Genomic DNA, 25,549 nt, shown 5'->3' with positions numbered 1-25,549 from the left:
CATGGGCAACCCATTCGAGTACGCGCCCGCGCCCGAGTCGCGCGCGATCGTCGACGTCGCCCCGGCGTACGGGCTGTTCATCGACGGAAAGTTCGCCGACGCGGCGGACGGCGGTCGGCTCAAGACGGTGAACCCGGCGACCGAGGAGGTGCTGGCCGAGATCGCGGTCGGCGGCGAGGCGGACGTGGACCGCGCGGTCAAGGCCGCGCGCAAGGCGTTCAAGTCGTGGTCGGCGCTGCCCGGCGCGGAGCGGGCCAAGTACCTGTTCCGGATCGCTCGGCTGATCCAGGAGCACGGGCGCGAACTCGCGGTCCTGGAGTCGATCGACAACGGCAAGCCGATCCGCGAGTCGCGCGACGTGGACATCCCGCTGGTCGCGGCGCACTTCTTCCACTACGCGGGGTGGGCCGACAAGCTCGCGCACGCCGGCTTCGGGTCCGACCCGAAGCCGATCGGTGTGGCCGGTCAGGTCATCCCGTGGAACTTCCCGCTGCTGATGCTGGCCTGGAAGGTGGCGCCGGCCCTCGCGGGCGGCAACACCGTGGTGCTCAAGCCGGCCGAGAGCACGCCGCTGACCGCGCTGCGATTCGCCGAGATCTGCGTCGAGGCCGGGCTGCCGGACGGTGTGCTGAACATCGTCACCGGCGCCGGCGAGACCGGTCGCGCGCTGATCGCGCACCCGGACGTGGACAAGGTCGCGTTCACCGGCTCGACCGCCGTGGGCAAGGAGATCGCCCGCACCATCGCGGGCACCCGCAAGCGGGTCACCCTCGAACTCGGCGGCAAGGCAGCCAACATCGTCTACGACGACGCCGCGATCGACTCCGCCGTGGACGGCATCGTCGAGGGCATCTTCTTCAACGGCGGCCAGGTCTGCTGCGCCGGCTCGCGGCTGCTGGTGCAGGAGTCGGTGGCCGAGGAGCTGCTGGCGAGCCTGACCCGGCGGATCAAGACGCTGCGCGTGGGCGACCCGCTGGACAAGAACACCGACGTCGGCGCGATCAACTCGGCAGCGCAACTCTCCCGGATCCAGGAACTGGTCGCGGCGGGCGAGGCCGAGGGCGCCGAGCGCTGGTCGTTGGCCGGCGAGCTGCCCGGCAAGGGCTTCTGGTTCCCGCCGACGGTGTTCACCAACGTCACGCAGGCACACCGGATCGCCCGGGACGAGATCTTCGGCCCGGTGCTGACCGTGCAGACCTTCCGTACCCCGGCCGAGGCGGTGGAGAAGGCGAACAACTCCGCGTACGGCCTGTCCGCCGGCGTGTGGACGGAGAAGGGCGCCAAGGCCCTGTGGACCGCGCAGCGGTTGCGGGCGGGCGTCGTGTGGACCAACACGTTCAACAAGTTCGACCCGGCCTCGCCGTTCGGCGGGTTCAAGGAGTCGGGCTTCGGCCGCGAGGGTGGCCGCCACGGGCTGGAGGCCTACCTCGATGTCTGAGCGCCTTGAGGTGTTGAAGACCTACAAGCTGTACGTCGGGGGCAAGTTCCCCCGGTCCGAGAGCGGGCGGGTGTACGCGGTGACCGACAGCAAGGGCCGGACCCTGGCGAACGCGCCGCGCGGCAGCCGCAAGGACGCCCGTGACGCGGTCGTCGCGGCGCGCAAGGCATTCCCGGGCTGGTCGGGCGCCACCGCCTACAACCGGGGTCAGATCCTGTACCGGATCGCCGAGATGCTGGAGGGTCGGCGCGAGCAGTTCGCGACCGAGGTCGCCGCGGCCGAGGGCATCGGCCGGACCAAGGCGCTCGCGTCGGTGGACGCGGCCGTGGACCGCTGGGTCTGGTACGCCGGGTGGACCGACAAGCTCGCACAGGTCGCGGGCGGCGCCAACCCGGTCGCGGGTCCGTTCGCGAACTGGTCCACGCCCGAACCCACCGGCGTGGTCGCGGTGATCGCCTCGCAGCGCTCGTCGCTGCTGGGCCTGACGAGCGCGGTCGCGCCGGTGATCGCCACCGGCAACACCGCCGTCGTGCTCGCGGCCGGCGCCTCGGCGCTGCCCGCGTTGTCCTTCGCCGAGGTGCTCGCGGTGTCCGACCTGCCGGGCGGGGTGATCAACATCCTGACCGGACACCCGGCGGAGATCGCCCCGACGCTCGCGTCCCACCAGGACGTCAACGCGATCGACCTGACCGGCGTGGCGCCGGACGCGGGAGTCGCGTCGGCGCGCGACCTGGAGATCGCGGCGGCGGACAACCTCAAGCGCGTGTTGCGCCCCGAGGCCAAGGAGCCGGACTGGTCGGCGGACCCGGGCACGGGTCGGATGCTGGCGTTCACCGAGACCCGCACGGTCTGGCACCCGACCGGGCACTGATCGCCGGAGCGCTCCGGGCGGCGACAGCGCGAGGGCCGTCACCCACGCGGGTGACGGTCCTCGCGTCTTCAGGCCGCGAGCACGCGATCGGCGCGGGTCTGCGTCGCCGGGCCCTTCGCGTCGGCGGGCCGCCGGGTGGAGAGCTTCCAGGTGGCCGGGACGCGGACGATCACGACGACGGCGAAGAGGGCGAACAGAGCGGACATGCGATCGAATCCTCGCAGTTGCGAAGGTGCGGTCGCCGGGCGAACCGCCTTGCGAGACTCGACGCCGGCCGCGCGCGGCGACCGTCTCGGGCCTGTTGACGCGGCGTCGACGCGGGTGAGGGCATTCCCGACGGGATCTTGACGAGTGGTCAGCGCAGCGACAGCTCGGCGATCACCGCGGCGTGATCGGTGTGCGGCACGCGGTGTTCGGACACCGAGACCACCTCGATCCCGCCCGTGACCAGCACATGGTCGATCCCGAACAGCGGCGGCAAGCCGTGGAAGTACGCCATCGGCCAGGTGCGCGCCAGGACCCGGCCGCGCTCCTCGTGCGCGTCCCGCAGCCCGGCGCCGGTGAGCGCGCGGAACGAGGCGTTGTCCGAGGTCGCGTTGAAGTCGCCGAGGAAGATCGCGGGCAGGGTGCGCCGCTCCGCCTCGCGGCGCAGCGCGTCCATGTCGTGGGCCCACTTCCCGGCCTGCCCGCGCATCGGCGGGATGGTGTGCACGCCCTGGATCCGGACCGGGCGCCCGGACACCTCCACGGTGGCGCCGGGCATCGGCATCGTGGTCCGCTCGGGCAACAGCCGCTCCTCGGTCAGCGGCCGGCGCGCGTAGATCGCCAGTCCGGCCGCGCCGGGCTCGCCGGTCCCGGCCGAGTACGGGAGTTCCCGGGTGAGGCCGGCCCGCTCCAGGCCCGCCGCCAGTTCGGGCGTCAACTCCTCCACGGCCAGCACGTCCACCCGCTCGCGGCGCACCAGGTCGGTGATCCGTACCGGATCCGCCTTGCCGAAGTAGGCGTTCGAGGTCATCACACGCAACCGCGCGCCGCCGGGCGCGGGAGCATCGGCAGGGGTCAGCCTCGGCAACATCCACAGGGTGTGGACGACCACCAGACCCAGTGCGACGAGCAGGGTCAGCCGCATCCGCAGCAGCGCGGCCCCGAGCAGCACGAGCACCGAGGCCGCCGCCGCGTACGGGGCGAAGACGGTCACGAGTGCGACCGGCCACATCGCGTCGAACACGAGCAGCCGCGCCCCCGTCACCAGCACCGCGCCCGCGAAGATCAGGCCGACCACGCTGCGGCCGAACGTGCGGGTGCGCCGGCGCAACCGCCACAGCCGAGGCGGCGGCGGGATCTCCCGCACCGACTCGGTCTCGACCTCGGCGGTCACGGCCGGGTCCCTCCGTGTGTGGGTGGCGCCGGCGGAGTGGCCGGCCGGGGCGGCACGGCCGGGGTGCCGGTGCCCGGAGTGCTCGCGGAGACGACGGTCTGCGGGCCGGTCTCGGAAACGGCGGCCCGTGGCCCGGTCGCGGCGCCGTGCGGCGGCGTGGACGCCGGCTCGGCACTCGGTTCGGAACCCCTCGCCCGGGTCCGGTCCGCGTCCGTCGGGGTGACGTGTTCACCGGTGGACCCGGCGTACCGGGTGCCCGTCCCGGAGTACGCCGGGTACTGCCCGGACGTGCTCACCGGTTGGCCGGCGCCCGTCGCGTCCCGCCCGTGCGAGAGCCACTCCTGATGCGGCAGCGACTTGCCGCGGGTGACCGTCGGCGTGACCGGCGCGCCCAGGACCACGATCAGGAACCAGGCGCACAGCGCGAACATGACCAGGACACCCACGTTGATCGCGCTCTGTTCGACCCGGGCCCCGGCCGGTATGTCGGCGAACCCGCCGCCGTCGTAGGCGAGCCCGCCCAGCGCCGCGGTAAGTCCCACGGCGCCCTGTACGGCGAGCACTCCGAGCGCGACACGGGTGATCACCCGGGCCCTGGGCGTGGGCCGGCCGGCATGGGTCGCCAGCAGCACCGCGCCTGCGAGCAGCACCGGCGTGAGCACGTCGAGCAGGGCGGACTGACCGCCGTAGGCACGCGCCCGGAAGCCGTGCACCCCCGAGCCCACGCCGAACAGGACGCGCAACGCGTCGACCGCCAACTGCAGTGCCACGAAGCCGACCAGCGCCCATGCCGCCGGTTCCCGCAAACGATCCGTTTCCTGCCGCATCCGACTGCCTCCCCGTGGCCGTGTTCGCGGCTCAGGGTAGACGGGCACGGGCCTCGCGGCAGGGCGCCGACGGGCGCCGGGTGCGGTGGCCGGCCGGCTCAGAGCCGATCGAGCGCTTCCTGCACGGTCATCCCGTCGGCGAGGTCGCCGGTGACCAGGCTGGTGCCGACCGGCGTGTCACCCACGTCGGTGCCGACGCTGTTGGACAGCGGGTTCAGGCCGCCGCCGTTCATCGGGTTGAGTTGCGCGCGCTCCACGACGCCGAGCACGGCTCCGGTCGCCGCGGCGGCGCCCTGGCCGGCCGCGGGCACGTCGGTACGGGAGATCTCGTCGGGCGCGACGGGCGCGGCCGTGGCGCTCCCGGCGATGCCGAACGCGGCGGCGGCGCCGAGGGATGTGGCGGCGAGCACGGTGCGAAGAACGGAGGACATGGCGGTGGCCCTTCCCAGTCGACTAGGAGATTGACCACGCAACGTAGCCACTCGGCTACGTCGAGCGCAATTCGGCGCCCCGTGCGCCGATGTCCCGAATTCGCTCCCAATTCGACGGAACCGTCACAGCCCCATCCGCCGTCCCTGCCGATGACACACCTTCGGCCCGGGACGCATCGACACCGGTACGACGCACAACTGCACAGGGATACCGCGACACGAGAGAAAGACGTGGGCGAGCGAGTGCGCACGGCGCACGCGGATCGCGAACACGAGTGGGATCGGCCGACCGGGCACAGCTCGGGCGACGAAGTCCCGGGCTCAGGCGACGAGTTCGGCGAACGCCTCGTCGGCACCGAAGCTCAGCGCGTCGTCCTCGCGCAGCCGGCGCAGCGCGCGCCAGATGCTCGACTTGACCGTGCCGACGCTGCATCCGAGCACCTCGGCCACCTCGGGGTCGGTGCGACCCTCGTAGTAGCGCAGCACCAGCATGGTGCGCTGCGGCTCGGGCAGCTTGGCCAGCGCGCGCCAGAGCACCGCACGCAACTCGGTGTCGCCCATCGAGTCCGAACCGTCCGGACGCTCGGGCAGCTCCTCCGAGGGGTACTCGTTGATCCGGCGACGACGCCAGGCCGATATATGCAGGTTGGTCATCGTGCGGCGCAGGTAACCGCCCAGCGCGGCCTTGTCCTGGATCCGACCCCACGCCTGGTACGTGCTCATCAACGCGCTCTGCAACAGGTCCTCGGCCTCGTTGCGGTCACCCGTGAGGTGGTACGCGGTGGCGAACAGCGCCGACCGGCGCTCACGGACATACGCGGTGAATTCGTCGTCGACACTGTCCGTGCACGAAGCACTACGCGCGTTGCCGTTCAGCGGGGCAAGGGCGACGACGGTACGGCGGTTGTCCTTGCGGATGCCCTGCGACTGCGTCTGGGACTGCATGACTTCTCCCCCGGTTCGGCGCTCGTTCACGATGTACAGCCTGCTGGGCGGGCTTCATCGTCAGGTCGGCGAGCTGTCACAGGTATGCAACAGCGACCTCGGGCGGCGAACCGGAAGGGGCCTCCCCGTGTTCTTCCCAGCCGTGACGTCAGACACAATGGCCTGCGTGCCCTACCTGCTGCTTATCGAGGATGACGAGTCCGTACGAACCGGACTCGAACTCGCCCTGGGGCGCCAGGGCCATCGCGTGGTCACCGCCGCCACCGGTGAGGCCGGCCTGGAACGGTGGCGCGAGCAGCGCCCCGACCTGATCGTGCTCGATGTGATGTTGCCGGGCATCGACGGCTTCGAGGTGTGCCGGCGGATCCGCCGCACCGACTCGCTGCCGATCATCCTGCTCACCGCGCGCAACGACGACATCGACGTGGTGGTCGGCCTGGAGTCCGGCGCCGACGACTACGTGGTCAAGCCGGTCCAGCCGCGCGTGCTGGACGCCCGCATCCGCGCGGTGTTGCGCCGCGGCGAGCGCGAGGTGTCCGACGCGTCGGTGTTCGGCGACCTGGTGGTCGACCGCAACGCGATGACGGTGACCAAGGCCGGCGAGGAGCTCCAGCTCACCCCGACCGAGCTGCGGCTCCTGGTCGAGCTGAGCCGGCGGCCCGGTCAGGCGCTCTCCCGGCAGCAGTTGTTGCGCCTGGTGTGGGAGCACGACTACCTCGGCGACTCGCGCCTGGTGGACGCGTGCGTCCAGCGACTGCGCGCCAAGGTGGAGCAGACCCCGTCCGCGCCGACACTGATCCGCACCGTCCGGGGCGTCGGCTACCGCCTCGACCCGCCCCAGTGACGGGCCGGCCGCCGCTGGTACGCCGGATCGTCCGCCGGGTCGCCCCGACCCTGAAGCTGCGCTCGTTGCGGTTCCGGGTACTCGTCGCCTTCGCGCTGGTCGCGTTGATCGCCGCGGTCGCCGCGTCCGGCATCGCCTACTGGCTGACCCGGACCGCCGTGCTGGAGCGCGCGCAGGACTCGGTGCTCACCGAGTTCCGGGACAACCTCGGCCGAGTCTCCGCGGGTCTCCCGGAGCACCCGGACCAGGCCGATCTGGGGCCCGCCGTCGACCAGATGCGGGAGAGCAGTTTCGGCTACTCCGTGGTCCTGGTCGGCACCGACGGCCGCCCGGTCGCCTCCGACCCGACCCGGTTCCCGCTGGAGCGGGTGCCCGCGAAGCTGCAGCGCGTGGTGCAGACCGCGGACGGCGGTGGCGGCTTCCACATGTACTTCCAGCGGATCGACATCGAGGGACAGCCCTACCTGGTCGGCGGCACCAAGGTGGTGCCCAACGGGCCCACCGGCTACATGTTCAAGTCGCTCAAGGACGAACAGGCCGACCTCAACTCGCTGGCCCGCTACCTGATCGTGGGCACCCTGCTGGCGCTGGGCGCGGCGGCGGTGGTCGCGCTGTTCGCCGCGCGGCACATCCTGCGCCCGGTACGCCGGCTCGGGCACGCCGCGCGCGAGCTGGGCGCGGGTCGCCTGGACACCCGGCTGGACGTGCGCGGCTCGGACGAACTCGCCGACCTGTCCCGGACGTTCAACGACGCGGCGGAGAAGCTGGAGCGCAGCGTCGCCGAGTTGCGCGCGCTGGAGTCGTCCTCGCGCCGCTTCGTCGCGGACGTCTCGCACGAACTGCGCACCCCGTTGGCGGCGATGACCGCGGTCAGCGAGTTGCTCGAGGAGGAGGCGGACAGCCTCGGCGAGCAGGGCGCGCCGGCCGCCCGGTTGGTGGTCGCCGAGATCGAGCGGCTGGCCACGCTGGTCGAGGACCTGATGGAGGTGTCCCGCTTCGACGCGGGCACCGCCGCGCTGGTCGCGGACGAGGTGGACATCACCGACCTGGTCACCGCGTGCCTGGACGCGCGCGCCTGGATGGACGCGGTGGACCTTCGGGCACCCCGGGGCATCCTGGCCCGGGTGGACCCGCGCAGACTGGACGTCATGGTCTCCAACCTGGTCGGCAACGCGTTGCGGCACGGCGGCTCGCCGGTGACCGTCGAGATCCACCACGAACCGCGCGTGGCGATACCCGGAATGCTCGCCGGTCCGGAGGAGGATCTCGTGATCGAGGTCTCCGACACCGGCCCGGGCATCCCCGAGGACGTACTGCCGCACGTGTTCGACCGGTTCTACAAGGCGGACAGTTCGCGGGCGCGGTCCGAGGGCAGCGGGTTGGGACTGTCCATCGTGATGGAGAACGCGCGGATCCACGGCGGTACCGCGTACGCGTCGAACATGCCGGGCGGCGGTGCCAAGTTCACCCTGCGCCTGCCGCTGGTGCCACCCGAGCTCGAAGAGATAATCGACCCGGACGAGGGCGTCGAGGACGACGGTGTGCACGCCGACCTGGACGCCGAGAACGCGGAGCACCCGGAGCACGCCGGCGCCGACCTCGGCGGCAACGGTGCCGGCACGCACGACGAGCGAGGAGACAGGCGTTGAGACCCCGCCGGCGGCTTCCGATCGTGATCTTCGCGACGACCGGGGTGCTCGCCGCGCTCACGTCGTGCGGGATCCGGCCGACCGAGGGACCGGTGGGGGCCGGGAAGCCGGCCAATCGTACGGCGCCGTCCGCGCAGAGCCGGCTGCCCGGCTCGGAGCGGCACATCGTCTACCTGGTGAAGGACAACCGGCTCCAGGCGCTGCCCCGGGGCGGGCGGTTGGTGCTGCGGCCCGCCGAGGCGGTCCCGGACAAGCCACGCACCGACCAGGTCAACCAGCTCCTGGAGGAGTTGCACCTGGGCCCCAACGACGCCGAGGCGTTGGAGGGGTACACCACCGCGCTGCCCGCCGGCGGCCTGATCGCGGCCGACCGGCGCGAGGGTGACCCGCCCACCCTCTTCCGGCTGGACGCGCCGCTGTCGGCGCTGGCCACGATCGCGCTCGGGCAGGTGGTCTGCACGCTGCAGAGCGCGTCCGGCGGCGACACGGTGCTGCTCGCGGGTCGGCGCACGCCGCCGGAGAGCTACCGGTGCGAGAACTACCTCGACATCAGCCGCAAGACCACTGCCACGCCGTCCCCCGGCGCCCGGGCCTCCGGTCCGCCGTCGGCGTTCGACAAGGACTGGCCGCAGTCCCGCCCCTCCGGGAAGACCCTTACTCCCCAAGGCGGATGAGCAAGGCGGGTCCTGCGATGGATGTGGCCGGGTCCGAATCGTCCTACCTTCGAAGTACGACGACGCCGCGTCAGGCGCCGCCGCATCGAGGAGGAACCGCCATGACCATGAGCACCGCGACCCTCAGTCGCCCGCGTCACGGCCGCCGGATCGCCGGCGTCTGCGCCGGCATCGCCCGCCGCTACGGCTGGTCCGTCACCACCGTCCGCGTGGTGTTCGTGCTCTCCTGCCTGCTGCCGGGCCCGCAGTTCCTGCTGTACATCGCGCTGTGGATCCTGCTGCCCCAGGACTGAGCCGGGCGGGACGGGGCAACGGCCCGACCGCATCGGCGCCTATCATCCGATCAACGGATGGGTAGGCGGTTCGATCGAGTGGTCTCGCGGGACCGGAGGGTTCCGGGCCGTGCGCTCGGTCGGGGGGCGGGGACATGCAACCGGGAAGCACGCACAACAAGAACCTCATCATCACGATGTCGGTGTTCGCCGGCGTCCTGGTGACCCTGGTCGGGCTGGTGCTCAGCGGCACGCTGGCGGTCGAGGCCGGGCGCACCCAGGCGATGAACTCGAAGCAGTACAGCGACAGGGACGTCGAGGACACCCGGGGGTTCTGGGACCAGGACCGGCAGGACGAGGCCAAGCCCCGGGGCGCGGAGATCTCGCCCGACCAACAGCCGCCGCAGTTGCCCGACCAGGAGCAGCAGCAGCCCGAGGCGGACTACCGCCAACCGCCGACGATCCAGGCGCGCCGGGTGACCCCGCCGTACACCGAGCCCGACACGGCGATCCGGGGCAAGATCTTCTTCCGGACGCCGGAGGGCGTCGCCGAGTGCAGCGGCACGGTCGTGCACCACTCCACCGGCAACATGGTGTGGACGGCGGCGCACTGTCTGCACGGTGGCCGGGACGGGGACTTCTACGACAGGGTCACCTTCGTGCCCGCGTACAACGGCGCGGGTCGCACCCCGGCGGAGCGCGAACCGTACGGACGGTGGCCGGCCCGGCGGATCACGGTGAGCAACCAGTGGGCGCAGAACGCCGATCCGGGCGGCAGGGACGCGAGCGCGTCACCGTTCGACTACGGCGCCTTCATCGTCGACTCGCGCGGCGGGCGCACTCTGGAGGACACGGCGGGGGCGGGCGCGGACGTGCTCTGGAACGCGCCGCGACACCTTCGCGTGCAGTCGTTCGGCTACCCGGGGGACACGCCCTACGACGGCACCGCGCTCTACACGTGCTCGTCGCCGACCACGGACTTCCGTGAGGACGGCTGGCCGCAGCCGGACATGTTGTGGATGGGCTGCACGATGACCGGCGGGTCCTCCGGCGGCGGCTGGTTCGCCGAGGTGGACGGGCGAAGTTACCTGGTGAGCAACGTCTCGCTGGGGGTGACCACGCGGAACTCGCGCACCATGACGGGGCCGTATCTGGGCGATGTGGCGAAGGACATGTACGACTCGCTGTGACGGGTCGCCGGCCGGTGACGGGTCGGCGGCGGGTGAGGGGGCGGGGCCGGCGGGCCGAAGCCGTGCGGGCGCGGCGACGCCGTGCGTGCGGCGCGACGAAGCCGTGTCCTCGCGCAGGATCGACGCGCGATGGACACGGCCCGTGGCACGACAGGACCGACCGGTTCCGCGCCGACGACCCGGCCCGGCGGCAGGTGCGGAACCCGATGCGGGTGTCAGAGAGAAAGGCCACCCAGCGGCAGGTCCCCGAGCGGCGTACCACCAAGCGGCGAGGACTCGCCCGTCGGCAGCGTGTTGAGCGGCGAGCCCAGGCCGCCCTTGGCCGGGGCGCCCTGCGCGGCGAAGCCGGTCATACCCTGCTCCATGCTGCGGGCCATGGTCCCGGCCGTGTGGCCCGGGGTGAGCACCTCGCCGACGGGGAGCTGGTCGGTGACCTGGGACAGCGGGAACGGCGCGGCGGCATCCGGCAGGGCCGCCTGGGCCGTTGCGGCGGCCGGGGCCAGTCCCTCGACCAGGTCGGTCACCGGCATGGCGCTCGCGGAGCCTGCGGCGCCCGCTGCCATTGCCGCGCCGAGCCCGGCCGTGATGGCCGCCTTACGCGTTACCGATCGCATGTGCATCCTCGGTTTCTCGATTCGGGCGGGGCGAGACACACCCCGTTACGAAGTGAGACCGCAACGTAGCGAATCGGACGCGGAATGCGCAAAACATCCCCTTCGAGCCGGGCCGGACCGTTCACCCGAACCCGGAGGGGCCTCGGGGTGCGCCCGCGATCCGAACCGGTCCGAATCTGTCTGAATCGGTCTTAATCGGTCGGGCGCACCCACGAAAGGTCAGTTCCGACCGAAAAGCCATTCCGACTTGAGCGCGGCATAGCCGGGCTTGATCACCTCGTTGATCATCGCGAGCCGCTCGTCGAAGGGCAGGAAGGCGCTCTTCATCGCGTTCACGGTGAACCAGGCCAGGTCGTCCAAGCCGTAGCCGAACGCCTCGACGAGGTGCTCGAACTCCCGGGTCATCGACGTACCGCTCATCAAACGGTTGTCAGTGTTCACGGTCACCCGAAAATAGAGTCGGCGCAGTAGGCCGATCGGGTGATCCGCGTAGGACGTGGCGGCGCCGGTCTGCAGATTCGAGGTCGGGCACATCTCCAGCGGGATGCGCTTGTCGCGCACGTATGCGGCGAGCCGGCCGAGTTCGACACCGCCGTCGTCCTTGACCGTGATGTCGTCGATGATCCGCACGCCGTGGCCCAGGCGGTCCGCGCCGCACCACTGGAGCGCCTGCCAGATCGACGGCAGGCCGAACGCCTCGCCGGCGTGGATGGTGAAGTGGTTGTTCTCCCGCTTGAGGTACTCGAACGCGTCCAGGTGGCGCGTGGGCGGGAAGCCCGCCTCGGCGCCGGCGATGTCGAAGCCGACCACGCCCATGTCGCGGTGCCGGTTGGTGAGTTCGGCGATCTCCAGCGAGCGGGCCGCGTGCCGCATCGCGGTGAGCAGCGCGCCGACCTTGATCCGGTTGCCCGCCTCGGCCGCGCGGCGCTCGCCCTCGCGGAAACCCGCCTCGACCGCCTCGACCACCTGGTCCAGGGTCAGGCCGGCTTCCAGGTGTTGTTCGGGGGCGTAGCGGATCTCGGCGTAGACGACACCGTCGGCGGCGAGGTCCTCGGCGCATTCGGCGGCGACCCGGAACAGGCCCTCGCGGGTCTGCATCACCGCCACGGTGTGGTCGAAGGTCTCCAGGTAGCGCTCCAGCGAGCCGGAGTCGGCTGCCTCGCGGAACCACGTGCCGAGCGCCTCGGGGTCGGTGTCGGGGAGGCGGTCGTATCCGATTGCCTCGGCGAGTTCGATGATCGTGGCGGGGCGGAGCCCACCGTCGAGGTGGTCGTGGAGCAGGACTTTGGGTGCGCGCCGGATCTGCTCGACCGTGGGCGAGGCAGCGGGCGTGTTCGGGTGACTGCTGTACATGAAAGGACTTTACTGCCTACGCGCGTAGATCATCTGCTCTTCCTCGGGCCGGCTTTGCGGGTGGCCTACCGGGCGGCTTGTGGCGGCGCCGGGTCGCGAGGGGTGGGCTGGGCATGCTCGGGGTGCAGGAGATGGCCGCGGCGGCCGAGGGCGAATTCGCGGAACAGGCGTACGGGGGTGGTTTCGGGGCGGGCCGGCATCCAGGCGAGGCCGATCGTGCGGAAGGCCCGGGGGGCGGTGACGGCCAGGTGTACGGTGCCCGGGCGCGGGGCGTCGGGGGCGGGCAGCAGCGACACGCCCAGGCCCGCCGCGACCAGGCCGCGCAACGTCTCGGCCTCCTCGCCCTCGAAGGCGATCCTGGGCACGAACCCCGCCTCGGCGAACAGCGCGTCGGTGATCCGGCGCATCCCGTAGCCCGGCTCCATGCACACGAACACCTCCTCGGCCGCCTCGGCCAACCGCACCCGGCGGCGGTGCGCGAGCCGATGGTCGGCCGGCACCACCAGGTAGAGCCGCTGATCGTCCAGCGCGCGCACGGCCAGGTCCGGCGCGTCCGGCAGCGGCGCGGTCAGGCACAGGTCGAGTTCGCCGGCCCGCATCCGCTCCAACATCGCCGAGGCGGAGTCCTGGACCAACTGGAACCGGATTCCGGGGTGGTGTACCCGAAAGGCGCGCAGCAGGCCGGGCACCGCCTCGGGGCCCATCGTGTGCAGGAACCCGAACGCGACCTTGCCGCGCGCCCCACCCGCGTCCTCGATCACCTCGTCCAGCCCGCGCTCCAGCAGCGCGAGCGCCTGTTCCACGTAGCCGAGCAGGGTGTGACCCTGCCGGGTGAGCACGACCCCGCGCCCGGTCCGGGCCAGCAGCGGGACACCCACGTCGGCCTCCAGTCGGGCCATCGTGCGACTGAGCGTGGGCTGCGGAACACCCAGCCCGGCGGCGGCCCGCGTGATGTGCTCCTCGCGTGCGACCGCGGCGAATTGCGTCAGGAGCGGGGCGATGGCCGCGGAAACCTCGGCTGATCTGCTGTCATACGACACAGCATGGATTGTGGCCTAAACATGCATTGGACGCATGAAACGACGCGGCCTAGTTTCGTACACATGCCCGCATCGAACAGTGCTTCGGACCCCGCCCCAACCACCGACCCGATCACCGCCGCTCCCGTCCGGCACACGCGCGGCTCGCGCGCCTACCGTCGGGTCAACCTGGCACTGTTCGCCGCGGGCTGTTCGACCTTCGCGATGCTCTACGCCACCCAGACGCTGCTGCCGGAGTTGTCCGACGGGTTCCACCTGGACCCCGCGACGGCCAGCCTGTCCGTGTCGGTGACCACCGGCGCACTGGCCCTGGCGGTGATCCCGGTGAGCATGTTGTCCGAGCGGTGGGGCCGCTCCCGGGTGATGACGATCTCCGTGTTCGGCGCGGCCCTGCTGGGCGTACTGGCCGCGTTCGCACCGGACTTCGGCACCCTGGTGGCGCTGCGCGCGGTGCAGGGCGTGGCGCTGGCCGGGTTGCCCGCGACCGCGATGGCCTACCTCGCCGAAGAGGTCGACGGCCCCTCGCTCGGCTCGGCGATGGGCTTGTACGTGGCGGGCAACAGCATCGGCGGCATGGGCGGCCGACTGGTCACCGGCCTGGCCTCGGACCTGGGCGGGTGGCGGGTCGCGCTGGTGGCTGTCGGCCTGCTGGCGCTCGGGTCGGCGGTCGCCTTCCGGGTATTGCTGCCGCCGTCGCGCAACTTCACCCCCTCGACCATGACCGCCCGGCAACTCACCGGCGTGCTGCGCTCGCACCTGGCCGATCCGGTGCTGCGCCGGCTGTACCTGCTCGGCATGGTCTTCATGGCGGCGTTCGGCACGGTCTACAACTACCTCGGCTACCGGCTGCTCGCCGAGCCGTTCGGGCTGCCGCAGACGGTGGTCGGCGCGATCTTCGTGATCTACCTGGCGGGCACCTTCAGTTCGGCCGCGTCGGGTCGACTGGTCGGCCGGATCGGGCACCGCGCGACGTTGTGGGCCGCGGCGGCGATCACCGCCGCGGGCGCGCTGCTGACCCTGCCGGACAACCTGGCGCTGGTCGTGGTGGGCCTGATCGTGCTCACGGCGGGTTTCTTCGCGGGCCACTCGGCGGCCAGTTCGGCGGTGGGCCTGCGGGTCACCGAGGGCCGCGCGCAGGCGTCCGCGCTGTACCTGGCGGCCTACTACCTCGGCGCGAGCGTGGGCGGACCGATCGGCGGCGTCGCCTTCCACGGTCATGGCTGGGCGGGCGCGGTGCTCCTCGTGCTGGTGCTGATGGCGGCGGCGGGGTGGGTGGCCTTCGGGCTCAACGGCCGGGTGACCGGCGCGGCGACGGCGTCCGCGGCGATCCGGCGGCGGCCCCGCGCGCAACACGTGCGCTCCACCGCCTGAACGGTGCGCACAGGCCGGCGGAGGGCCCGATCGGGCCCTCCGCCGGCTTTGGCATGCCGGGGCGCCATGGACGAGCGGCACGACCCGTCCCCGGGACCCCGCCCGGGCGACCGCGACGACTTCGGCCGGGTGTACCGACCGCACACCGTGCGCGCGGGCTGCGCGCTGCTCGGCTGCCTGTTCGTGATCCTCGCCTCGGCCGTGGCGATCACCGCGCTGCTCCTGCGGGCATTGTGACCGACGCGGTCAGTAGCCCTGGGCCGCCTTGCGCTCGGCGGTCACGATCCTGGCCCGCTCGATCTCGTTGATGTGCGTCTCGGTCCACTCGCGCAGCGCGCGGATCGGCCCGCCCAGGCTGCGGCCGAGCTCGGTGAGTTCGTAGTCCACCCGGGGCGGGATGGTCGGGGTCACCGTACGCAGCACGAAGCCGTCCGTCTCCAGGCTGCGCAGGGTCTGCGTGAGCATCTTCTGCGACACCCCCTCGATCCGCCGGCTCAGGTCCGTGTACCGCATCGTGCCGTCCCGCAGCGCGTCCACGATCAGCACCGTCCACTTGCCGGCGATGTGGTCCAGCACCTGACGCGTCGCGCACTTGGCGCTGTAGACGTCGGCGGGGAGGCCGACCGATTCGACGATGGTCACCATGAGAGGAGAGTAGCGCACCAATTAGTGCCTACTTCCTTCTGGAGAGTGACTCTCCAAGAATTGTGGCCATGAGCAACCACACGTCGAACACCCGCACACCGGCCGACCACGGGTTGGGCAACGGCACTTCGATCCGGGCCCACTCGGTGGCCGAGGCCATCCGCACCCGCCGCACCGTCCGCCACTACCGCCCCGAGCCGGTCCCCGCCGAAACCCTGCGCACGCTGCTCGAACTCGCCGTCGAGGCCCCCACGAGCTGGAACCTCCAGGACCGTTCGATCGTGGTGGTCACCGACGACGTGGGCCGCGCGGGCCTGATCGAGGCCACCGGCGGCCAACCGCAGGCCCTGGAGGCGCCGGTCCTGCTGGTCTTCGTCGCCGAGCCGCAGGCCTGGCGCGAGGAGCGTGCCGACGTGTACGCGTCGGCACGCCGCAACGGCGCCTGGAGCGAGGAGTTCGTGACCATGTTCGCGGCCGCCTCCCAGGAGTTCCAGCAAGGCCTGGCGGCGCGCGGGTTGTTGCGCGAGTACGCGGTCAAGGACGCGATGATCGCCGCCACGTACGTCATGCTCGCCGCGACCGAACTGGGTCTGGCCACGTCGCCGATGAACGGCTGGGACGAGGACCTGGTCAAACGGGCGATCGGCGTCGCGGACCGCGACGACCTGGCGATCGCGCTGATCGTCGCCGTCGGCCGACCGGCCGAGGAGCGGCGCCATCCCGGGCGCCGGGCCCTGGAGCGCAACGTCTTCCACGGCCGATACGGCGCCGCGGGGTCGTGACCGGGATCCGTCCCGGGATCTCGGCGGGTCCGTCGGCGCGCGGGAGGACCGATGTGTCGTGCCCCGGGTGCCGCGCGGACGGCTGCCGGACGCGAGCCTGCCCGTACACGAACGGGCCCTCGGCTCCCGGTCGGGAGTCGAGGGCCTCGTCGTGCGCGGGGGAGCGTCAGGCCGTCGGGCCGATCCGGTCGATCAGGATCGGGGTGGCCTCGAAGGCGGTGCCGGCCGGCGCGATCGTGACCGCGTCGGCGAGGATCTCGCTGGCGTAGTCGAACCGCTCCGGCGTGTCCGTGTGCAGAGTCATCAGCGGCTGCCCGGCGGTGACCATGTCGCCCGGCTTGGCGTGCAGTTCGACGCCCGCGCCGGCCTGGACCCGCTCCTCCTTGCGGGCCCGGCCCGCGCCCAGGCGCCAGGCCGCGACGCCGACCTCGTAGGCGTCCATCCGGGTCAGCACGCCGGACGAGGCCGCGGTGACCACCTGGGTCTCGCGCGCCACCGGCAGCTTCGCGTCCGGGTCGCCGCCCTGGGCCTGGATCATCCGGCGCCACACGTCCATCGCGGAGCCGTCGCGCAGCGCGTCCGCCGGGTCGATCCGGGTCTGCCCGGCCGCCGCGAGCATCTCGCGCGCGAGCGCGAGGGTCAGCTCGACCACGTCCGCCGGACCGCCGCCCTCGAGCACCTCGACCGACTCGCGGACCTCCAGCGCGTTGCCCGCGGTCAGCCCCAACGGGGTGGACATGTCGGTCAGCAGCGCGACCGTCTTGACCCCGTGGTCCACACCCAGCCGGACCATGGTGCGCGCCAGTTCGCGCGCGTCGGCCAGGTCCTTCATGAACGCGCCGGAGCCGACCTTGACGTCGAGCACCAGCGCCCCGGTGCCCTCGGCGATCTTCTTGCTCATGATCGAGCTGGCGATCAGCGGTATGGCCTCGACCGTGCCGGTCACGTCGCGCAGCGCGTACAGCTTCTTGTCCGCCGGAGCGAGACCGTCGCCCGCCGCGCATATCACCGCGCCGACGTCCTCGAGCACGCGCATCATCGCGTCGTTGGACAGCGCCGCACGCCACCCGGGCACGGCCTCCAGCTTGTCCAGCGTTCCGCCGGTGTGGCCCAGCCCGCGCCCCGACAACTGCGGGACGGCGACGCCGCACGCGGCGACCAGCGGCGCGAGCGGCAGGGTGATCTTGTCGCCGACGCCACCGGTCGAGTGCTTGTCCGCGGTCGGCCGGGACAGCCCCGAGAAGTCCATCCGCTCGCCCGAGGCGATCATCGCCTCGGTCCAGCGGCTGATCTCGGTCGCGTTCATGCCGTTGAGCAGGATGGCCATCGCGAGCGCGGACATCTGCTCGTCCGCGACCTCGCCGCGCGTGTACGCATCGACCACCCAGTCGATCTGAGCCGCCGTCAGTTCACCGCGGTCCCGCTTCGTACGGATGACCGAAATCGCGTCCATGCTGTCCGTTCTCTCTTGGCCGCCGAGGCGACCTGTTCGGGTCACGAGCTCGTGCTAGCGAAGATCGTCGGGCCCGAAGGCATCCGGCAGGATCTCCCGCAACGGCCGTACCCCGTGCTTGGTTTCCAACAACATCTCGGCGCCGCCGTGCTCCCACAGCAGTTGTCGGCAGCGCCCGCACGGCATCAGGACCGCGCCCTCGCTGTCCACGCAGCAAAACGCCACGAGCCTGCCGCCGCCGCTCGCGTGCAGCGCGGACACCAGGCCGCACTCCGCGCACAACGTGAGACCGTACGACGCGTTCTCCACATTGCACCCGGACACGATCCGGCCGTCGTCCACCAGCGCCGAGGCGCCGACCGGATACTTCGAGTACGGCGCGTACGCACCCCGCATCGCCGCGGTCGCCGCGTCCCGCAGCGCGCGCCAATCAATCTCCGGCACCCCCGTCAGCCCTTCGTGTAGGGCTTGTTGGCCGCCGCGGGCGCGCGCACCTTGCCGACCAGACCGGCCACCGCGAAGATCGTCACGACGTACGGCATCATCTGCAGGAACTGGCTCGGGATCGACGTGTTCAGCGGCTGCAACGACGTGGCCAGCGCGCTCGTGAAGCCGAACAGCAGCGCCGCGGCCACCGCGCCCAGCGGACGCCAGCGCCCGAAGATGACCGCCGCGAGCGCGATGTAGCCCGCGCCCGAGGTCATGTCCTTCGAGAACGTGCCCACCGTGCCGATGGTCAGGAACGCGCCGCCGATGCCGGCGATCAGGCCCGCCATCATCACGTTGCGGTAGCGCGTCGCGTTGACCTTGATGCCCACCGTGTCCGCCGCCGTCGGGTGCTCGCCCACCGCGCGGGCCCGCAGACCCCAGCGGGTGTGGAACAGGCCGAGCTGCACGATCACGACCAGCGCGTACATCAGGTACACGATGATGTTGACGTCGAACAGCACCGGGCCGATCACCGGGATGTCGGCGAGGCCGGGGATCCGGATGTTCTCGAACACGCCCGGGTTGTTGTAACCCTCGGGGTCCTTCTGCAGGAGCTGCGTGTACAGGAAGCCGGTGATGCCGGTGACCAGCAGGTTGATCACCACACCGAGGACGACCTGCTCGACCAGGTAGCGCACCGCGAAGACCGCGAGCAGGGCGCCGATCAGCCCACCGGCCACGGCGCCCGCGGCCAGCCCCGCCCACAGCGACCCGGTGACCGAGGCGGTGAGCGCGGCGGCGAACGCGCCGAACAGGAACTGACCGTCGATGGCGATGTTGACCACGCCGGAGCGCTCGCCGATCACGCCCGCGAGCGCGCCGAGCACGAGCGGCACGGCGGCCAGCAGCGTGTTCTGCAGGGCGCCGGCGAAGGACATCTGCTTGCCCGCGACCGCCCACACGAGGAACGCGATCACGAACGCGACCAGGAACAGCGCGATGCTCAGGCGGATCGCCAGGCGCGAGCGATCCAGCGCGATCCGCAGCCCGCCCGCGATCATGCACACCACGGACATCGCGATCGCGACGGCCCGCGCGGGCAGCGACAGGTCGCCGACCTCGGTGGTGTCGCGGTTGGGCACGTTCATCCCGAAGACCGCGTCGACGCCGCTCTTGGTACCGAAGCCGAACGCCCACAGCGCGTACAGCCCGACCAGGACGAAGCCGATGCCCGTGATCAGGGCCTTCTTGCGAGCCGCGGCCCGCACCACGTCGGCGGCCTCGCCGGTGGGGTTCACCGGTGCCTCCACGTGGGGGGCGATCACGGTGTCCGCCACCTGCGTGCCTCCTTCAGGGTTCCGCTCGCTCATGCCTGGACCCCCACGGTCTCCTTGGCGGCCAACGGCCCGCCCTCGGCACCCTTGCGGGCCCCGCGCAGCCGGAAGATCGAGCGCACCAGCGGCGGCGCGGCGACGAACAGCACGATCACGGCCTGGATGACGATGACGATGTCGACGGACACGTTCGCGGACGCCTGCATGGTCGAGCCGCCCGCGCGCAGCGCGCCGAACAGCAGTGCGGCCAGCACGGTGCCCAGCGGCTTGGTACGGCCGAGCAGGGCCACGGTGATCGCGTCGAAGCCGATACCGGCGTCGATGCTCGGGGTCAGCGTGTGCGCCGGGTTGGTCGAGCTCATCACCTGCGAGACACCGGCGAGACCGGCCATCGCACCGGCTATCACCATCGCCAGGATCTGCGCGCGGGCCACGCTCATGCCCGCCGTACGCGCCGCGTCCGGGTTGGAGCCCACCGCGCGCAGCTCGAACCCGAGCGTGGAGCGGTTCAGCAGCCACCAGTAGACCCCGGCCGCGAGCAGCGCCAGGATGATGCCGAAGTGGATCCGCAGGTTGTCGCCGAACAGGTTCGGCAGCACCGCGTTCTCGTTCGCGTCCTTGCCGATCGGCTGCGACTGACCGCCCCGGCGGAAGGCGTCGGTGGTCAGCAGCCAGCCGAGCAGCAGCACCGCGATGTGGTTGAGCATGATCGTCACGATCACCTCGTGCGCGCCGTAGCGGGCCTTGAGGAAACCGGCGATGCCCGCGTACAGGCCGCCGCCGATCACGCCGGCGAGGATCACGAAGACCAGGTGGATCACCGGTGGCAGGTCGACGACGAACCCGACCCACGACGCGAACACCGCGCCGGCGATGATCTGGCCCTGCGCACCGATGTTGAACAACCCGGTCCGGAAGGCGATCGAGACCGCGAGACCGCCGAAGATCAGCGGCGTGGCCTGGGTGATCGTCTCGGAGATCGGCCGGAAGATTTCCTCGACCGAACCGTCGGAGAAGGTGTCCGGGTTGACGATCGCACCCTTGAACATCGCCGTGTAGGCGTCCGAGACCAGGGTCCAGGAGCTGGAGAGCGCCTCGCCGGGGGCGGCGAAGAAGTACTTGTACTCGTCGAGCACGTCCTGGTCCGCGAGGATCATCAGGATGCCGCCGACGACCAGCGCGAGCACGATCGCCAGGAAGGTCACCACGGCCGAGTTGCCGGTGATGATCGCGTCGAGCACGGCCCGACCGAGCGAGGGCTTCGGCGGCGCCGACGGGCTCGCCCCGCCCGGCCCGGCCGTCTTCTCGTTCAGGGCCGGCTTCGCCTCGCTCGGCTCGCCGGGCGTGCTCTTGTTGTCCTCGGTCACGCTGGGTCCTCCTCCCCCGGGGTTTCGTCGCTGTCGATGGCGGTCTCGGCCGCGTCCGGCTTCGTGGTCGCCGCGGTGGCGCCGGCCGGTGCACTCGCCTGGGCCCCGTCCCGGTTCGGGATCACGCCGGCCATCAGCAGACCCAGGTCGCCCCGGGACGTGGTGGGCGGCACGATGTCCACGATCCGACCGCGATACATCACCGCGATCCGGTCGGCCAGCGCGACCACCTCGTCCAACTCGGTGGACACGATGATCACCGGGGTGCCGACGTCGCGCTCGGCCACGATCCGCTTGTGGATGAACTCCATCGCCCCCACGTCCACCCCTCGGGTGGGCTGCGAGGCGATGAACAGCCGCAGTGGGCGAGAGAGTTCGCGCGCCACGACGACCTTTTGCTGATTGCCGCCGGACAGCGTGCCGGCCGGCGAGTCGATGGTCTGGGTGCGGATGTCGAACTCCTCGACCCGCTTGCGCGCGTTGTCGCGCACCGCGCCCGGGTTGATCGATCCGCGGCGACCGAACGGCGGCTGGGTGACCATGTCCAACACCAGGTTCTCGGCCACCGTGAATTCGCCGACGATGCCGTCGTGCTGACGGTCCTCGGGCACGAAGCCGACGCCGGAGTTGAGGATTTGCCGCGGGGTGCGGCCCGCGAGGTCGTGTCCGTCCAGGCTGATCTTCCCGGCGGCGGGCGTACGCAGGCCCAGGATGGCCTGGGTCAACTCGCTCTGGCCGTTGCCGTCCACGCCCGCGATGCCCAGGATCTCGCCCTCGCGCAGGCGCAGGTCGACCCGGTCCACCACGGCCTGGCCGTTGCCGTCGAGCACGGTCAGGTCGTCGATCTCCAGCCGGACCGCGCCCGGCTTCGCCTCGGGCTTGTCGACCACCAGCTTGACCGGCCGGCCGACCATCAGCGACGCGAGTTCCTTCTCCGAGGAGGCGGGGTCCGCGGTGCCGACGACCTTGCCGCGCCGGATCACGGTGATCCGGTCGGCGACCGCCTTGACCTCTTTGAGCTTGTGCGTGATGAACACGATGGAGTGGCCGGAGGCACGCAGCGCGCGCATCACCCGGAACAGTTCCTCGGTCTCCTGCGGGGTGAGCACCGCGGTGGGCTCGTCCAGGATGAGCACCTTGGCGTCGCGCACCAGCGCCTTGAGGATCTCCACCCGCTGTTGCAGACCGACGGGGAGGTCCTCGACCAACATGTCCGGGTCGACCTTGAGGCCGTACTCGTCGACGAGGTCGAGCACCTTCTTGCGGGCCCGACGGCGGTCCAGCCAGCCCAGCGGCTTGGTCTCCTCGTGGCCGAGCATGACGTTCTCGGCGACGGTGAAGACCGGGACCAGCATGAAGTGTTGGTGGACCATGCCGATGCCCGCGTCGATCGCGTCGCCGGCGGTCCGGAACTTGCGGGGGGTGCCGTCGACCACGATCTCGCCCTCGGTGGGCTCGTAGAGCCCGTAGAGCACGTTCATCAGGGTCGACTTGCCGGCACCGTTCTCACCGAGAAGGCAGTGGATCTCCCCCGGCTCGACGGTCAGGTCGATGTGGTCGTTGGCGACCAGCGACCCGAACCGTTTCGTGATTCCGCGCAGTTCGAGCTTCAACGCGGAGACCTCCTCGGCTACGCCCCCCGCGAGGGGCCGCTACGGGTTCGACCCGGGTCCCCTCGGGGCCCGGGCGGTACGGACACGGGCGCCGCGGAATCTGCTTCCGCGGCGCCCGATCGTCGAAGTCAGCTCTTCGGCTGGTTCTTCGAGGTGATCTTGATCTTGCCGCTGATGATGTCGGCCTTGACCGTGTCCAGCTCGCTCTTGAGGTCGGCGGGGACCTTCGCGTCGAAGTCGTGGAACGGCGCCAGGCCGACCCCGTTGTTCGCCAGCGTGCCGATCGTGGACTTGGTGGTGAACTGGTTCGTCGCCGCGGCCTTGACCGCGTTGAACACCTGGCCCTTGATGTCCTTGGTCACGGTCGACAGGAACACCGTCTTGTACTGCGAGGCGCTCTCGTAGCCATCCGTGTCGACCCAGATGACGCTCGCCTTGCCGTTGCTCTTCTGCACGGCGGAGGTGGCACCGAGGCCGGTCTGACCGGCGACCGGCATGATCACGTCGGCGCCCTGGGCGATGAAGTCGTTGGCGGTGCGCTCACCGTCGGAGGGCGAGTCGAACTTCTCCGTGAGCGAACCGTCGCCCTTGACCTCGTCCCAACCGATGACCTGGACGTTCTTGCCCTTGGTCTGGTTGTAGTACTTGACGCCCTGGACGTAGCCGTCCATGAACACGGTGACCGGCGGGATCGCCTTCGCGCCGAAGGTGGCGACCTTGCCGGTCTTGGAGTAGCCCGCGGCGAGGTAGCCGCCGAGGAAGCCGGCCTCGGCCGTGTTGAACTGCAGACCCTGCACGTTCGGCTCGATGCTGGACGAGTCGACGATCGCGAACTTCTGGTCCTTGTGCGTCGTCGCGGCGGCCTTGGTCGCGTCGGCCATCAGGCCGCCGACCGCGATGATCAGGCCGCACTTGTCGTTCACGAGGCTGTTCAGGTTCGGCACGTAGTCGTTCTCGGTCTTCGAGGTGATGTACTTCACGTCGACGCCGAGCTCCGACTTGGCCTGCTGCAGACCCGCCCACGAGGAGGCGTTGAAGGAGCGGTCGTCGATGCCGCCGGTGTCCGTCACCATGCATGCCTTGAAGTCGATCTTGGTCGCTTGCGTACCACCCGGGGTGGCACTGCTGCCATTCGACTTCTTGTCGTCGTCCTTGGGCTTGCTACCGCACGCGGCGGTGGCAGTAAGGGCGAGAGTGACGCCGACCGCAGCCGCGGTCACCTTGGATACCCGGCGCACGGGTGTCTCCTTCCGATGAGCGCCCCTTCGGGCGCTGCTCCCAGATGCAGACTCTGACGCGCTTGCATCCCTGGTAAACGCGCGTAGACCTGCTAGCCGTCGGAGAGCATACCTAGTAAAAGAATATGAGCGACAAAAACCGTGAATCGCCACCGCAACACGCCCCGTTAGCCCGGCCGAGTAGCCGGAGCGGAAACGGGTCGGCGCGGAACCGGGCAGTCCGCGACGTGACAGACGGAAAAGACCCGGTGCCGCACGTGATCGAACGGCACCGGGTCGGAACATTACAGACTTACGAACGCGGGAGGAACGGGGACCGGGGTCGCGGCGGTTAACAGTTCCGCATACGTCCCTTCTCGGCGCACCCGCCCGCGCGGCGCGCACCCGGTCCGGTCGGGGTCAACGAAAGGGCCGCAACGCCAGCCCGGCGAAGAGTCGCACCCCGACCCCGATCGCCCGCTCGTCGACGTCGAAACTCCCCTGGTGCAGGTCGTATACGGGGTGCCCGGCGGGTCGCACGCCGAGCCGGGTGAGCTCGCCGGGGACCTGGTCCAGGAACCACGAGAAGTCCTCGCCGCCCAGGCTCTGCTCGGTGCTCTCGACCGCGCTCGCGCCCAGCACCCCGGTGGCGACCGTGCGCATCGAGGCGACCGCGTCGGGGTCGTTGACCACCGGCGGCACGCCCCGGTGGTGTTCGAGCTCCCACTTGGCGCCGTAGGTCGAGGCGATCGCGTCCACCAGCTCGTGCATCACGTCCGGAGCCTGCCGCCACGCCTCCAGGTCGAGGCAGCGCAGGGTGCCCTCCAGCTCGCCGTGCTGCGGGATCACGTTCGGCGCGGAGCCGGACTGGATCCGCCCCCACACCAGGCTCGCGCCCGAGCGCGGGTCGATCCGCCGGGAGAACGCCGAGGGCAGCTCCGAGGCGAGCTTGGCCAGCGCGGTGACCAGGTCGGTGGTGCGATGCGGACGGGCGGTGTGGCCGCCCGCGCCGGTGAGGGTGACCACCACCCGGTCGCAGGCCGAGGTGATCGCGCCCGCGCGCAGCCCGACCCGGCCGACCTCGACCTTGGGGTCGCAGTGGATGGCGTGGATCTCGGAGACACCCGCGAGGCCGCCCGCCTTGATCACGTCGAGCGCGCCGCCCGGCAGCTTCTCCTCGGCGGGCTGGAAGATCAGCCGCACCGGTCGGGGCAACAGCCCGTCCCGGGCGAACTCCGCGAGCACCAGGCCCGTGCCGAGCAGGATCGAGGTGTGCACGTCGTGGCCGCACGCGTGCGCGCGGCCGGGCACCGTCGAGCGGTAGGCCACGTCCTTGACGTCGTCCACCGGCAGCGCGTCGATGTCGCCGCGGAAGGCGATCATCCGCTCACTCGCGGTCCGGGTGCCGGGCGAGGCCCGCTGGGGTCTGATGTCGCACACCAGGCCCGTGCCGGGCAATAGCCGCGGGCTCAGGCCCGCGCGTACCAGCCGTTCCCGGATGAGCCCGGTGGTACGGAACTCCTCCCGACCCAGCTCCGGATGCATGTGCAGGTCGCGTCGAAAGGCGACCAGCTCGTCGGCGAAAGCCGCGGCTTTGGCGGCGGCCTGGGCGTGGAGGGATTCGCTCACCCACGCAAGAGTACGTTGCATCGGCCTTCGCGACGTGGTAGAGAGCGAATTACCCCCGTTCGGGTGAGAAAAAAGCCTCCCGCCGGCGCATGCGCTACCGCCGGTAGGGGTATGACTGTCCGTCCGTTTCGTCATTGGCGGGCTTCTGCCCACTCGGCCGCGTATCAACCAAGCGCCCCATTG

The 25,549-nt window shown here is 71.1% G+C and carries 26 protein-coding genes; 10 read left to right on the top strand and 16 right to left on the bottom strand.

What is annotated here, in order from left to right; genetic code table 11:
* Nucleotide 1 precedes the first annotated feature (1 nt).
* The gene (locus tag ACIRL2_RS05710) at nt 2–1,438 is read left to right on the top strand and encodes an aldehyde dehydrogenase family protein (RefSeq protein ID WP_402230382.1); all 1,437 of its coding nucleotides are present in this window, start codon (nt 2–4) and stop codon (nt 1,436–1,438) included.
* A complete protein-coding gene (locus tag ACIRL2_RS05705; protein WP_395866427.1) occupies nt 1,431–2,309 on the top strand; it encodes an aldehyde dehydrogenase family protein in 879 nt (292 codons plus the stop codon). Before ACIRL2_RS05710 ends, ACIRL2_RS05705 begins: the two co-directional genes overlap by 8 nt.
* A 68-nt stretch (nt 2,310–2,377) precedes the next feature.
* Here the strand turns inward: ACIRL2_RS05705 and ACIRL2_RS05700 are convergent, their stop codons facing one another.
* From ACIRL2_RS05700 to ACIRL2_RS05680, 5 genes are all read right to left on the bottom strand, one after another.
* Entirely contained in the window at nt 2,378–2,515 is a 138-nt protein-coding gene (locus tag ACIRL2_RS05700; protein ID WP_395866429.1) for a hypothetical protein, read from the bottom strand.
* A gap of 149 nt (nt 2,516–2,664) precedes the next feature.
* Nucleotides 2,665–3,687: an endonuclease/exonuclease/phosphatase family protein gene (locus ACIRL2_RS05695; RefSeq protein WP_402230379.1), complete on the bottom strand. Its 1,023-nt coding sequence runs from the start codon at nt 3,685–3,687 to the stop codon at nt 2,665–2,667.
* The gene (locus ACIRL2_RS05690; protein ID WP_395866433.1) at nt 3,684–4,514 is read right to left on the bottom strand and encodes a hypothetical protein; all 831 of its coding nucleotides are present in this window, start codon (nt 4,512–4,514) and stop codon (nt 3,684–3,686) included. Before ACIRL2_RS05690 ends, ACIRL2_RS05695 begins: the two co-directional genes overlap by 4 nt.
* Before the next feature lie 98 nt (nt 4,515–4,612).
* Nucleotides 4,613–4,945, bottom strand: coding sequence for a hypothetical protein (locus ACIRL2_RS05685; RefSeq protein WP_395866435.1), 333 nt, complete (start codon nt 4,943–4,945; stop codon nt 4,613–4,615).
* 321 nt (nt 4,946–5,266) lie between these two features.
* Nucleotides 5,267–5,890, bottom strand: a complete 624-nt coding sequence (locus ACIRL2_RS05680) for a SigE family RNA polymerase sigma factor (protein ID WP_395866437.1) — start codon at nt 5,888–5,890, stop codon at nt 5,267–5,269.
* 166 nt (nt 5,891–6,056) lie between these two features.
* Here ACIRL2_RS05680 and ACIRL2_RS05675 point away from each other — a divergent pair, with 166 nt between their 5' ends.
* From ACIRL2_RS05675 to ACIRL2_RS05655, 5 genes are all read left to right on the top strand, one after another.
* Nucleotides 6,057–6,734: a response regulator transcription factor gene (locus ACIRL2_RS05675; protein WP_174861367.1), complete on the top strand. Its 678-nt coding sequence runs from the start codon at nt 6,057–6,059 to the stop codon at nt 6,732–6,734.
* Nucleotides 6,731–8,383: an ATP-binding protein gene (locus ACIRL2_RS05670; RefSeq protein WP_395866439.1), complete on the top strand. Its 1,653-nt coding sequence runs from the start codon at nt 6,731–6,733 to the stop codon at nt 8,381–8,383. The genes ACIRL2_RS05675 and ACIRL2_RS05670 overlap by 4 nt, the downstream gene beginning before the upstream one ends.
* Nucleotides 8,384–8,406: 23 nt before the next feature.
* The gene (locus tag ACIRL2_RS05665; RefSeq protein WP_395866441.1) at nt 8,407–9,057 is read left to right on the top strand and encodes a hypothetical protein; all 651 of its coding nucleotides are present in this window, start codon (nt 8,407–8,409) and stop codon (nt 9,055–9,057) included.
* A 101-nt stretch (nt 9,058–9,158) separates the two neighbouring features.
* Nucleotides 9,159–9,350: a PspC domain-containing protein gene (locus tag ACIRL2_RS05660; protein ID WP_395866443.1), complete on the top strand. Its 192-nt coding sequence runs from the start codon at nt 9,159–9,161 to the stop codon at nt 9,348–9,350.
* Between the two features lie 134 nt (nt 9,351–9,484).
* The gene (locus tag ACIRL2_RS05655) at nt 9,485–10,519 is read left to right on the top strand and encodes a trypsin-like serine peptidase (RefSeq protein ID WP_402230375.1); all 1,035 of its coding nucleotides are present in this window, start codon (nt 9,485–9,487) and stop codon (nt 10,517–10,519) included.
* Nucleotides 10,520–10,734: 215 nt separating this feature from the next.
* On the opposite strand, the gene ACIRL2_RS05650 is transcribed toward ACIRL2_RS05655, so the two are convergent.
* From ACIRL2_RS05650 to ACIRL2_RS05640, 3 genes are all read right to left on the bottom strand, one after another.
* Entirely contained in the window at nt 10,735–11,133 is a 399-nt protein-coding gene (locus ACIRL2_RS05650; RefSeq protein ID WP_395866447.1) for a hypothetical protein, read from the bottom strand.
* A gap of 219 nt (nt 11,134–11,352) precedes the next feature.
* Entirely contained in the window at nt 11,353–12,486 is a 1,134-nt protein-coding gene (locus ACIRL2_RS05645; protein ID WP_402230373.1) for an adenosine deaminase, read from the bottom strand.
* Nucleotides 12,487–12,551: 65 nt separating this feature from the next.
* On the bottom strand, nt 12,552–13,526 hold the full coding sequence (locus tag ACIRL2_RS05640) for a LysR family transcriptional regulator (protein WP_402230370.1): 975 nt from the start codon (nt 13,524–13,526) through the stop codon (nt 12,552–12,554).
* Nucleotides 13,527–13,589: 63 nt separating this feature from the next.
* On the opposite strand from ACIRL2_RS05640, the gene ACIRL2_RS05635 reads away from it, so the two are divergent.
* Complete coding sequence (locus ACIRL2_RS05635; protein WP_395866454.1) at nt 13,590–14,897, top strand: MFS transporter; 1,308 nt, start codon at nt 13,590–13,592, stop codon at nt 14,895–14,897.
* A gap of 66 nt (nt 14,898–14,963) precedes the next feature.
* A complete protein-coding gene (locus ACIRL2_RS05630) occupies nt 14,964–15,134 on the top strand; it encodes a hypothetical protein (protein ID WP_395866456.1) in 171 nt (56 codons plus the stop codon).
* A 9-nt stretch (nt 15,135–15,143) separates the two neighbouring features.
* Here the strand turns inward: ACIRL2_RS05630 and ACIRL2_RS05625 are convergent, their stop codons facing one another.
* Nucleotides 15,144–15,542, bottom strand: a complete 399-nt coding sequence (locus ACIRL2_RS05625) for a winged helix-turn-helix transcriptional regulator (RefSeq protein ID WP_395866458.1) — start codon at nt 15,540–15,542, stop codon at nt 15,144–15,146.
* Between the two features lie 68 nt (nt 15,543–15,610).
* On the opposite strand from ACIRL2_RS05625, the gene ACIRL2_RS05620 reads away from it, so the two are divergent.
* Entirely contained in the window at nt 15,611–16,324 is a 714-nt protein-coding gene (locus ACIRL2_RS05620; RefSeq protein ID WP_402230366.1) for a nitroreductase family protein, read from the top strand.
* 166 nt (nt 16,325–16,490) lie between these two features.
* Here ACIRL2_RS05620 and ACIRL2_RS05615 read toward each other — a convergent pair whose 3' ends face one another.
* The 7 genes from ACIRL2_RS05615 to ACIRL2_RS05585 all read right to left on the bottom strand — a co-directional run bounded on the left by ACIRL2_RS05615 (nt 16,491) and on the right by ACIRL2_RS05585 (nt 25,366).
* Complete coding sequence (locus ACIRL2_RS05615; RefSeq protein WP_395866462.1) at nt 16,491–17,777, bottom strand: thymidine phosphorylase; 1,287 nt, start codon at nt 17,775–17,777, stop codon at nt 16,491–16,493.
* A gap of 54 nt (nt 17,778–17,831) precedes the next feature.
* Entirely contained in the window at nt 17,832–18,221 is a 390-nt protein-coding gene (locus ACIRL2_RS05610; RefSeq protein WP_395866464.1) for a cytidine deaminase, read from the bottom strand.
* A gap of 5 nt (nt 18,222–18,226) precedes the next feature.
* Nucleotides 18,227–19,543, bottom strand: coding sequence for an ABC transporter permease (locus ACIRL2_RS05605; RefSeq protein WP_395866466.1), 1,317 nt, complete (start codon nt 19,541–19,543; stop codon nt 18,227–18,229).
* Nucleotides 19,544–19,572: 29 nt separating this feature from the next.
* Entirely contained in the window at nt 19,573–20,907 is a 1,335-nt protein-coding gene (locus ACIRL2_RS05600) for an ABC transporter permease (RefSeq protein WP_395866468.1), read from the bottom strand.
* Nucleotides 20,904–22,520 (bottom strand): ABC transporter ATP-binding protein, encoded by a 1,617-nt coding sequence (locus ACIRL2_RS05595; protein WP_395866470.1) that lies wholly within the window; start codon nt 22,518–22,520, stop codon nt 20,904–20,906. Before ACIRL2_RS05595 ends, ACIRL2_RS05600 begins: the two co-directional genes overlap by 4 nt.
* A 128-nt stretch (nt 22,521–22,648) precedes the next feature.
* On the bottom strand, nt 22,649–23,758 hold the full coding sequence (locus ACIRL2_RS05590) for a BMP family protein (protein ID WP_395866472.1): 1,110 nt from the start codon (nt 23,756–23,758) through the stop codon (nt 22,649–22,651).
* 399 nt (nt 23,759–24,157) lie between these two features.
* Nucleotides 24,158–25,366 carry an amidohydrolase gene (locus tag ACIRL2_RS05585; protein ID WP_395866474.1) on the bottom strand — a complete coding sequence of 403 codons (1,209 nt, stop codon included), beginning with the start codon at nt 25,364–25,366 and terminating at the stop codon, nt 24,158–24,160.
* Nucleotides 25,367–25,549: the final 183 nt, after the last annotated feature.

Origin of the sequence: Embleya sp. NPDC127516 (genome assembly GCF_044765325.1) — a bacterium.
Lineage (GTDB): Bacteria > Actinomycetota > Actinomycetes > Streptomycetales > Streptomycetaceae > Embleya.
This window is presented reverse-complemented; position numbering and strand designations above follow the sequence as displayed.